12 protein-coding genes are annotated in these 9324 nt (G+C 69.4%); 4 read left to right on the top strand and 8 right to left on the bottom strand.

Translation table 11 applies throughout. From position 1 onward, the window contains the following. Positions 1-431 precede the first annotated feature (431 nt). On the bottom strand, positions 432-1082 hold the full coding sequence (locus AB0N81_RS09200; protein WP_365356993.1) for a DNA-3-methyladenine glycosylase: 651 nt from the start codon (positions 1080-1082) through the stop codon (positions 432-434). A gap of 161 nt (positions 1083-1243) precedes the next feature. On the opposite strand from AB0N81_RS09200, the gene AB0N81_RS09195 reads away from it, so the two are divergent. The 3 genes from AB0N81_RS09195 to AB0N81_RS09185 all read left to right on the top strand — a co-directional run bounded on the left by AB0N81_RS09195 (position 1244) and on the right by AB0N81_RS09185 (position 3287). After that, a complete protein-coding gene (locus tag AB0N81_RS09195) occupies positions 1244-2026 on the top strand; it encodes a sporulation protein (RefSeq protein WP_365356992.1) in 783 nt (260 codons plus the stop codon). 48 nt (positions 2027-2074) lie between these two features. Then, entirely contained in the window at positions 2075-2614 is a 540-nt protein-coding gene (locus AB0N81_RS09190) for a YbhB/YbcL family Raf kinase inhibitor-like protein (RefSeq protein ID WP_365356991.1), read from the top strand. Positions 2615-2780: 166 nt separating this feature from the next. Beyond that, on the top strand, positions 2781-3287 hold the full coding sequence (locus AB0N81_RS09185) for an HNH endonuclease (RefSeq protein WP_365356990.1): 507 nt from the start codon (positions 2781-2783) through the stop codon (positions 3285-3287). Between the two features lie 28 nt (positions 3288-3315). Here the strand turns inward: AB0N81_RS09185 and AB0N81_RS09180 are convergent, their stop codons facing one another. From AB0N81_RS09180 to AB0N81_RS09170, 3 genes are all read right to left on the bottom strand, one after another. Beyond that, positions 3316-4251 carry an SPFH domain-containing protein gene (locus AB0N81_RS09180; RefSeq protein ID WP_365356989.1) on the bottom strand — a complete coding sequence of 312 codons (936 nt, stop codon included), beginning with the start codon at positions 4249-4251 and terminating at the stop codon, positions 3316-3318. 81 nt (positions 4252-4332) lie between these two features. Beyond that, entirely contained in the window at positions 4333-4761 is a 429-nt protein-coding gene (locus AB0N81_RS09175) for an NfeD family protein (protein WP_365356987.1), read from the bottom strand. Positions 4762-4806: 45 nt separating this feature from the next. Then, positions 4807-5604: an ABC transporter ATP-binding protein gene (locus AB0N81_RS09170; protein ID WP_365356986.1), complete on the bottom strand. Its 798-nt coding sequence runs from the start codon at positions 5602-5604 to the stop codon at positions 4807-4809. 120 nt (positions 5605-5724) lie between these two features. Between AB0N81_RS09170 and AB0N81_RS09165 the strand changes: the two genes are divergently transcribed. Further along, positions 5725-6513: a hypothetical protein gene (locus AB0N81_RS09165; RefSeq protein ID WP_365356985.1), complete on the top strand. Its 789-nt coding sequence runs from the start codon at positions 5725-5727 to the stop codon at positions 6511-6513. 96 nt (positions 6514-6609) lie between these two features. On the opposite strand, the gene AB0N81_RS09160 is transcribed toward AB0N81_RS09165, so the two are convergent. From AB0N81_RS09160 to AB0N81_RS09145, 4 genes are all read right to left on the bottom strand, one after another. Beyond that, positions 6610-6858, bottom strand: coding sequence for a chaplin (locus AB0N81_RS09160; RefSeq protein ID WP_365356983.1), 249 nt, complete (start codon positions 6856-6858; stop codon positions 6610-6612). Positions 6859-6950: 92 nt separating this feature from the next. Beyond that, entirely contained in the window at positions 6951-7196 is a 246-nt protein-coding gene (locus AB0N81_RS09155) for a chaplin (protein WP_365356981.1), read from the bottom strand. A 140-nt stretch (positions 7197-7336) separates the two neighbouring features. Continuing rightward, on the bottom strand, positions 7337-7999 hold the full coding sequence (locus AB0N81_RS09150; RefSeq protein WP_365356979.1) for a response regulator transcription factor: 663 nt from the start codon (positions 7997-7999) through the stop codon (positions 7337-7339). After that, entirely contained in the window at positions 7992-9137 is a 1146-nt protein-coding gene (locus AB0N81_RS09145) for a GAF domain-containing sensor histidine kinase (RefSeq protein ID WP_365356977.1), read from the bottom strand. The genes AB0N81_RS09150 and AB0N81_RS09145 overlap by 8 nt, the downstream gene beginning before the upstream one ends. Between the last annotated feature and the right edge of the window lie 187 nt (positions 9138-9324).

The following is a 9324-nucleotide window of genomic DNA, read 5'->3' as shown; positions in this document are numbered from 1 at the left end:
CTCACCGAAGTGAGTCGGGGTATCAACATATCTGGCGTTGACTTTTGGCACGCTGTTGAGTTCTCAAGGAACGGACGCTTCCTTTGTACTCACCCGCAGAACATTCTCTGGGGCTTTCCTCCGGGCGCTTCCCTTCGGTATTTCGTGTTTCCAACCTTACCAGATCCGTTTTCCGTTCCGTTCCCGGTTCGGATTTCATTTCCGGTGGCCGTTGGAGGGCCTTTGCCTTTCGGCGTGTTCACTACGTTAGCCGATTCCCTCCGCAACTCATAATCGAGTTTCGCGAGTTCGAATTTCGACATGCAGGCATGCGAAATAAGGCCCCGCCGAGGGGAAGTTGTCAGGTAGTGGTTGGCCGCTTCCGGCTGCTGGCAGATTGCCGTACCCGGTTCAAGCGACTCGGACTACCTTACGGAGGGCCCGACCGTGCGTCAAGTTCGGCGGCGTCGAGGCGTATGGGCCCGATAGGGGCTGACCGTAGGGTCGTTGGTCGTCCAGAAGCGCCACGGATGGACACTGCCCTCGCCGCCTTCGCCGGCCACTCCCGTGCGGGGACCGCTGCTGACCTGGTCGGACGGGACCGGGGCACCGGTCAGTACGGAGAAGGGGGACGACGGGTCGCCGCAGACGTCGGTGCCGTCCAGCTGTCGGTCCACGTCGAGAGCTGTGGCCAGGCGGGCGGGGCCTTTGGCCAGTTCCTTGTCGTTACGGGCCGAGAGTCGACGTTTGCGAGCCAGTTCCACACCCTCCGTGATCTCTCCTGCGCGCAGGAGGACCGCGCTCGCCATGCCCTCGGGACCGCACACCAGGTTCATGCAGTGCCACATGCCGTAGGTGAAGTAGACGTACATGTGTCCGGGCTGCCCGAACATCACGCTGTTGCGGGCCGTGCGGCCGCGGTACGCGTGTGAGCCGGGGTCGACCTCTCCCGCGTACGCCTCGACCTCTGTCAGGCGGACTTCGATCGGGCCGGCCGCCGAGTCGCGCACCAGGATGCGGCCGAGCAGGTCAGGGGCGACCTCCAGGACCGGGCGGTCGAAGAAGTCTCGGGTGAGGGGCGTACGGTCAGGGCTCGCGATCATGCCGTACGAGCGTAGTGCACATGGTCTTGGTTCGCGGGTGGTCGTCCGGCCGCCCGGTTGCCAGGGTGAGGTGCGGAACCGCACGCGGTCCCCTCGCGTTTCTATCGATCAAGTATCCAAGTCGGGACGAGCCACAGGCGGCGGCCTGGGGATGGAGTGTCATGGGGTTCAAGAAGCTGCTCGCGAGTCTGGGTGCCGGCGGTGCCTCGGTGGAGACCGTGCTGACCGAGATCAACGTGGTCCCGGGCGGCGTGGTCCAGGGTGAGGTGCGGATCCAGGGCGGGTCGGTGGACCAGGAGATCGAGGGTCTCTCCGTCGGCCTGCAGGCGCGGGTCGAGGTCGAGGGCAACGACCAGGAGACCAAGCAGGACATCGAGTTCATCAAGCAGCGGCTCGGTGGCGCCTTCACTCTGCAGGCCAACCAGGTGCACGCCGTGCAGTTCAGCCTGGAGATCCCCTGGGAGACCCCGGTCACGAGCATCGACGGGCAGCAGCTGCGCGGCATGAACATCGGTGTGACCACCGAGCTGGAGATCGCGCGCGCCGTGGACTCGAGCGACCTGGACCCGATCAACGTGCACCCGCTGCCGGCACAGCAGGCCATCCTGGACGCCTTCATCCAGCTGGGCTTCCGCTTCAAGAGCGCGGACATGGAGCGCGGTCACATCCGCGGCACGCGGCAGAAGCTGCCGTTCTACCAGGAGATCGAGTTCTTCCCGCCGCAGCAGTACCGCGGGCTCAACCAGGTCGAGCTGAGCTTCGTCGCCGACGACCGCGAGATGGACGTCGTACTGGAGATGGACAAGAAGCCGGGCCTGTTCAGCGAGAGCAGCGACTCGTTCCGTTCGTTCAAGGTCGGGCTGAACGACTTCCACAGCACCGACTGGGCGGCGTACCTCAACGAGTGGCTGTCGCAGGTCGGCAGCAAGCGCAACTGGTTCTAGGCTCGGAGCGGATCAGCGAGGACCAGCAATCAACCAGGAGGTGCCTACGTGAGCGAGCTCAAGAGGCCGCCGCTTCCCCATGACTTCCATCCGGCCGTGCCGGCGTTCACGGTCGTGAGCGAGGACTTCGAACCGGGCGCGGTCCTCAAGGACGCTCAGGTCCAGGCGGCCGGGAACACCTCGCCGCACCTGCGGTGGGAGGGCTTCCCGCCCGAGACCAAGAGCTTCGCCGTGACGTGCTTCGACCCGGACGCCCCTACGGGGAGCGGGTTCTGGCACTGGACTGTCTTCGACATCCCGGTCTCGGTGACCGAGCTGCCGGGCGGTGCGGGCAGCGGGAAGTTCGAGGGACTGCCCGAGGGCGCCGTGCAGGTGCGCAACGACTACGGGGCGAAGGAGTTCGTGGGTGCGGCGCCGCCGCCCGGCGACCCGGCGCACCGCTATGTGTTCACCGTGTACGCGGTGGACCAGGAGAGGCTGGGTCCCGACTCGGACGCCTCGCCCGCGGTCGTGGGCTTCAACCTCCGGTTCCACACGCTGGCGCGTGCCCAGGTGATCGCCGAGTACGCGGCTCCCCCGGAAAGCTGAGTGACTCTCAGATACTGAGGGTTCACCGATTGTTTGCCCGCCTCTGGTCATGGAAGTGATCAGAGGCGGGCATTTTTTATTTCGTTGTCCATCTCGGCGTGCCCGGCCAGAGTTGATCCCAGCCCGCCAGGCGGTGGGCCGGTGCATACGGGAGGTGGGCAGGTTGATGCGGGACACGCTGGTGCTGAACGCGAGCTTCGAGCCGCTCTCGACGGTGTCGCTCAACCGGGCCGTCGTTCTGGTGCTCCAGGACAAGGCCGTGGTCGAGCACGCCCACCCCGGACTGCGCGTGCGCGCGGCGACGATCGACATTCCGGTGCCGCGGGTGATCAGACTGTGCAGGTACGTGCGGGTGCCGTTCCGAAGACAGGCGCCATGGTCGAGGCGGGGTGTACTGGTCCGTGACCAGCACCGGTGTGCTTACTGCGGCAGGCGTGCCACGACGGTGGACCACGTGGTGCCGCGGTCCCAGGGCGGCGCCGACTCCTGGCTGAACACGGTGGCGTCGTGCGCGCTGGACAATCACCGCAAGGCGAACCGGACTCCGGAGGAGGCCGGTATGCCCTTGCTGCGGCAGCCGTTCGAGCCGACGCCCGCCGATGCGATGCTCTTGTCGCTGGGCCGGGAGGATCTCGCGTCGCTGCCGGAGTGGCTGGCGCAGCCCGCCGCCTAGCACCGCGCCCGCCGTCCTTCGGGGCCCGTCAGTCGATCGGGGGCTGTTCGCGGCGCTCCTTGGCCTGCGCGGGGACCGAACCGCCGCCCATCGGGCCGAAGTTGCCGAGCGCGCCGCCGAGGCCCTTGAGGGCGTCGCCGATCTCGCTGGGGACGATCCAGAGCTTGTTGGCGTCGCCCTCGGCGATCTTCGGGAGCATCTGGAGGTACTGGTAGGAGAGCAGCTTCTGGTCCGGGTCGCCGGCGTGGATGGACTCGAAGACCGTGCGGATCGCCTGGGCCTCGCCCTCGGCGCGCAGGGCCGCGGCCTTGGCCTCACCTTCGGCGCGCAGGATCGCGGACTGCTTCTCACCCTCGGCCCGCAGGATCTCCGACTGCCGCACACCTTCGGCCTGGAGGATCGCGGCGCGCTTGTCACGGTCGGCGCGCATCTGCTTCTCCATCGAGTCCTGGATGGAGGTCGGCGGCTCGATCGCCTTGAGCTCTACGCGGTTGACGCGGATGCCCCACTTGCCGGTGGCCTCGTCGAGGACGCCGCGCAGGGCCGCGTTGATCTCCTCGCGGGAGGTGAGGGTCCGCTCCAGGTCCATGCCGCCGATGATGTTGCGCAGCGTGGTGACGGTGAGCTGTTCGATCGCCTGGATGTAGCTGGCGACCTCGTAGGTCGCGGCCCTCGCGTCGGTCACCTGGTAGTAGATGACGGTGTCGATGTTGACCACCAGGTTGTCCTGGGTGATCACCGGCTGGGGCGGGAAGGGGACGACCTGTTCACGCAGGTCGATGCGGTTGCGGATCGAGTCGATGAACGGGACGACGATGTTCAGGCCCGCGTTCAGCGTGCGGGTGTAGCGGCCGAAGCGCTCGACGATGGCGGCGCTCGCCTGCGGGATGACCTGGATGGTCTTGATCAGGGCGATGAAGACCAGCACCACCAGAATGACCAGGACGATGATGAATGGTTGCATCGTGTTTCCCCGTACCCCTCATGCCTCGGCGAAGATCTTGCTGGTCGAGTCTGTCAGACCGTCATCCGGCCCGTGGGGGATTCACAGCACGACGGCCGTCGCCCCGTCGATCTCGACGACGTCCACCGCTTGCCCCGCCTCGTAGGCACGGTCCGTGTCGAGGGCTCGGGCCGACCAGATCTCGCCCGCGAGCTTGATGCGGCCGCCGGAGCCGTCGACCCGTTCGAGGACGACGGCCGTTCTGCCCTTCAACGCGTCGACTCCGGTGGCCAGTTCGGGCCGCTGGGAGCGGTGCCGCGCCGCGACGGGGCGTACGACGGCGATGAGCGCCACCGAGACCGCGGCGAAGACCACGACCTGCAGCACCATGCCGCCGCCCATGCCCGCGGTCACGGCGGCGGCGACGGCCCCCACGGCGAGCATGCCGAGCTCCGGCATCGCGGTCAGTACGAGCGGGATTCCGAGTGCGGCGGCTCCGATCAGCCACCACACCCATGCGTCGATGTCCACACGGTCATCGTAGGACCGCGGGTCCCTTCCGGGACAGGGCGCCGATCAGCTGAGCGGAAGTCCCGTGGCCGTCCAGCGGTCGTTGCGCTGCTCGACGACCAGCGGGAGACCGAAGCACAGGGAGAGGTTGCGGGAGGTGAGCTCCAGCTCAAGCGGGCCCGCGGCGAGGACCTTGCCCTGGCGGATCATCAGGACGTGCGTGAAGCCGGGCGCGATCTCCTCGACGTGGTGCGTGACCATGATCATCGAGGGGGCGATCGGGTCGCGTGCGAGGCGGCCGAGGCGGCGTACGAGGTCTTCGCGGCCGCCGAGGTCGAGACCCGCGGCGGGCTCGTCGAGGAGGAGCAGCTCGGGGTCGGTCATCAGGGCGCGGGCGATCAGGGTGCGCTTGCGCTCGCCCTCGGAGAGGGTGCCGAACTTGCGGTCCAGGTAGTCGCTCATGCCGAGGCGGTCGAGGAAGGCGCGGGCGCGCTGCTCGTCCACGTCCTCGTAGTTCTCGTGCCAGCCGGCGGTCATGCCGTACGCCGCGGTGAGCACGGTCTGGAGGACGGTCTGCCGCTTGGGCAGCTTCTCCGCCATGGCGATGCCGGCGATGCCGATGCGCGGGCGCAGCTCGAACACGTCCGTGCCGGGCTTGCCGAGGGTCTCGCCGAGGACGGTGGCGGAGCCGGTGCTCGGGAAGAGGTAGCTCGACGCGACGTTGAGGAGGGTGGTCTTGCCGGCGCCGTTGGGGCCGAGGATGACCCAGCGCTCCCCCTCCTTGACCGACCAGGAGACCTGGTCCACCAGAGCCCGGCCCTCGCGGACCACAGATACGTCCTCAAGCTCCAGTACATCGCTCATGAGCGCGCTGTCTCCCATTGCAGTCTCGTCGTCGCTCGCGCCTGTGGACGCGGCCCCCGGATAAAACCTACGCCACCGGCCGAGCGTTCCTGTCGTGAGGCCGGTCCTTAGGCTGTGTGCATGCTCTCGGAACCACGCTCAGGACGCCTGGCCGCATGGGGAAATGCCCTTTTGGCCGGATTTATTTCTCCGGATGACGCGGTGCTCGCGATGGTCGGCGACGACGCGGTGCACCGGGTCGAAGGACTCCCCGGGGAGCCCGGCCCGGTCGGACTCACGCTCGCCATGGGGCGGCTGCGCTCGCTGGGGGTGACCGGTCTGCGAGTGGCGCTCCCCGCGCCGGGGCATCCGCTCGGGCTGAGCGGGCCGCCCGAGTTCAACGCGCGCGCACTGGAGGCGGAGGAGGCCGTCGTCGGTTTCGGCGCGCCGTACGGGCTCGTGCCCGAGGTGTACGAGGCGGGGCCCGAAGGCGATGTGCATGTGGAGGTCCTCTGGCACTGCCTGCCCGTGCGGGAGGCGCCGCCCGCCGACGTGCCCTCGCTGGGCGAGGCGGAGCGCGAGCTCGCGGAGGCGCTGCGGGAGGCGACGCAGGTGCTGTCCCGGCTCGATGTGGCGGGGTCGGGGCCGGTCGCCGAGGCGGCGCTCGACGCGTACCGGGCGCGGGCAGAGAGGGGGCGCGAGCTGCTCGCGCCCGGCTATCCGCCGCGCGCGGTGCGGGTCCTGGAGCTGGCGCAGCGGGTCGGCCTGCTGATCTCGCTCGCGTACGAGAACGGGCACGGTGGGGCCGTGAGCGCGTCGGAGATGGCCGCCCGGGTCGAGGCGCTGCGTCCCGTGGAGCGGACGGCGCGGCGGGCGCAGGTGGCGGCGTTCAACTCGTACGTCGAGGAGCGGGAGCGGGACGGGCGCTGAGGCCGCGCCGGCGGTGTCGGCGGTGTCGTGGGGGCCGCGACGCAGCGGGCCCCGCGGACCTCAGCGGTCCGCGGGGCCCATGCCGAGGCCGGTGCCTCAGTGGTTCACCGTCTCGTTGGCGAACGCCGGGTTCAGGACGCCGATGACGTTCACGCTGTTGCCCGTGGCGTTGACCGGGACCTGGACCGGCACCTGGACCAGGTTGCCCGAGCCGACGCCCGGGGACTTCACGGCGGCGCCGTCGGCCTGGGCGTCCGCGGTGGCGGACGCGGCTCCGGCGGACGCGCCCGCGGCGAGACCGGCGGCGACGACGGCCAGAGCGGCCTTCTTGGCGATGCTGTTCATGGGACGTGCTCCTCCTGCTGACATGGGCGACCCCTGTTGCGAGGGGGTCAGGAACCGGTCACGTGGCGGCGACCGGTGATCGCAGGGTGCGATCAGAGGTTCTCGCAGACGTTGCCGAACGTCGGGTTCAGGGCGCCGATGACGGTGACGGTGTTGCCGCAGACGTTCACGGGGATGTGGACCGGAGCCTGGACCAGGTTCCCGGAGACGACGCCGGGCGAGTTCTTGGCGACGCCGTCGGCCTGCGCGCCGCCGTGGGCGGAGGCCATACCGGCGCCGGCCGCGACCAGGCCACCGGCCACCATCGTGACAGCAGCGGCCTTCTTCAGGTTCTTCACTTCTACGATCCTCCTGAGCAGAAGCTGCGGCCAGCCGCCGCAGCACGCACTGGAGAACGCCCGACCCCCGCGCCGGATACGCCAATCGGGGGACATCTACACGACGGTATGAATCTCAGTCCGGAAGGCGACGGTCCGCATCAGCCGGTCACGCCGTGGCGCACGGCCCAGAGAGCGGCCTGGGTCCGGTCGGCGAGGTCCAGCTTCATCAGGATGTTCGAGACGTGCGTCTTGACGGTCTTCTCGGAGAGGACGAGGGCGCGGGCGATCTCGCGGTTCGAGCGGCCGTCGGCGATCAGGCAGAGGACCTCGCGCTCGCGCTCGGTGAGCGAACCGCCCCTGCCCTGACTGTGACCCGCCTCCTCCTGGGAGAGCAGGGCGCCCGCCACCTCCGGCTGCAGCAGGACGTGCCCCGCGTGCACGGAGCGGATGGCGCCGGCGAGGGCGTCCGGGTCGACGTCCTTGTAGACATACCCCGCTGCGCCGGCGCGCAGGGCCGGGACGACCGTGCGCTGCTCGGTGAAGCTGGTGACGATGAGCACGCGCGCGGGGTTGGCCAGTTCGCGGAGCTTGCGGAGCGCCTCGACGCCGTCCATGCCGGGCATCTTGACGTCCATCAGGACGACGTCCGGCTTCAACTCCTCGGCCCGGGCGACTCCTTCGGCGCCGTCCGACGCCTCGCCGACGACGTCGATGTCGTCCTGGATCTCCAGGAACGTGCGCAGGCCGCGGCGGACGACCTGGTGGTCGTCGACCAGCAGCACCCGGATACCTGTCTTGGGATTGAGCGCGGCATCAGCCACCAGGGACCTCCATCTCGATCGTCGTGCCCTTGGCGGGCTCCGATTCCACGGTCAGCTGTCCGCCGACCCCGCTCGCCCGGTCCCGCATGGAGACCAGGCCCAGGTGCCGTCCCGCGCGGCGTATCGCCTTCGGGTCGAAGCCCGAACCGTCGTCGACGACGCGCAGGACGGCTCCGGCGCCGCGCTTGTCCAGGATCACGGCGACGTGCTCGGCGCCGGAGTGGCGCAGCGCATTGTGCAGGGCCTCCTGGGCGACCCGCAGCATGGCCTCCTCTTGCGAGGCCGGCAGCGCCCGCACACCGTTGCTCTCGAAGGTGACGTGCGCGGAGTGGGCGCGGTGCAGCACCTGGGTGTGCGTACGCAAGGTGGCCACCAGGCCGTCCTCGTCGAGGGCGGCGGGGCGCAACTCCACGACGGCCGCGCGCAGTTCGTCCGCGGCCTCGGCCGCGAGCACCGCCACCTGCTGCAGTTCGCCCTTGGCGCGGGACGGGTCGCGGTCCACCAGGGCGGCGGCCGCCTGGGCCGTCAGCCGCAGCGAGAAGAGTTTCTGGCTGACGGCGTCGTGCAGTTCGTGGGCGAGGCGCGAGCGCTCCTCGGCGATGGTCAGCTCGCGGCTGCGCTCGTACAGGCGGGCGTTGGTGAGGGCGATGGCGGCGTGCTGGGCGAGGATGGCGAGGAGTTCCGAGTCGTCCTCGGTGAAGCCGCAACCCCCTTGGGGTTTGGGGCACTTCTTGTTGGCGAGGAAGAGTGCGCCGAGCGTCTCGCCGTCCGAACGGATGGGCAGCCCGAGGAAGTCGGACATGTCCGGGTGGGCGGAGGGCCAGCCTCCGAAACGGGGGTCCTCGCGCACGTCGCCGAGCCGGACGGTCTCGCCCTTCTGGAGCATCGAGGCGAGGATGCCGTGCTGCCGGGGCAGCGGGCCGATGGCCTTCCACTGGTCGTCGCTGACGCCGTCGACGACGAACTGGGCGAATCCGCCGTGGTCGTCGGGGACTCCGAGCGCGGCGTACTCGGCGTCGAGCAGCTCGCGGGCCGAGGCGACGATCGTCTTGAGGACGTCGCGCACCTCCAGGTGCCTGCTCATGGCGAGGAGCGCGGAACTCACCGCGGTCAGGCCGGATCGGGGTCCTTGACTCATGGTCACACCGTACCGGCGGGGTGTGACAGTGCGTATCCGACCTGTGGAGGCCCCCGACTAGGGCCCGGGGCCTAGGTCCCTGGTCCGGGACTAGGGCGAAGGGACCCGCGCGGTTGCGGCTCCCGCACGAGGCGTCCGGGACGGGGCCGTTCCTACGGTGGCCCAGTGGAGCTCGGACGGGCACCGC

It is taken from the genome of Streptomyces sp. NPDC093510, from assembly GCF_040683555.1.
In the GTDB taxonomy this organism is placed as follows: domain Bacteria; phylum Actinomycetota; class Actinomycetes; order Streptomycetales; family Streptomycetaceae; genus Streptomyces.
The sequence above is the reverse complement of the archived record's forward strand: the minus strand, read 5'-3'. Positions and strand labels throughout refer to the sequence as shown.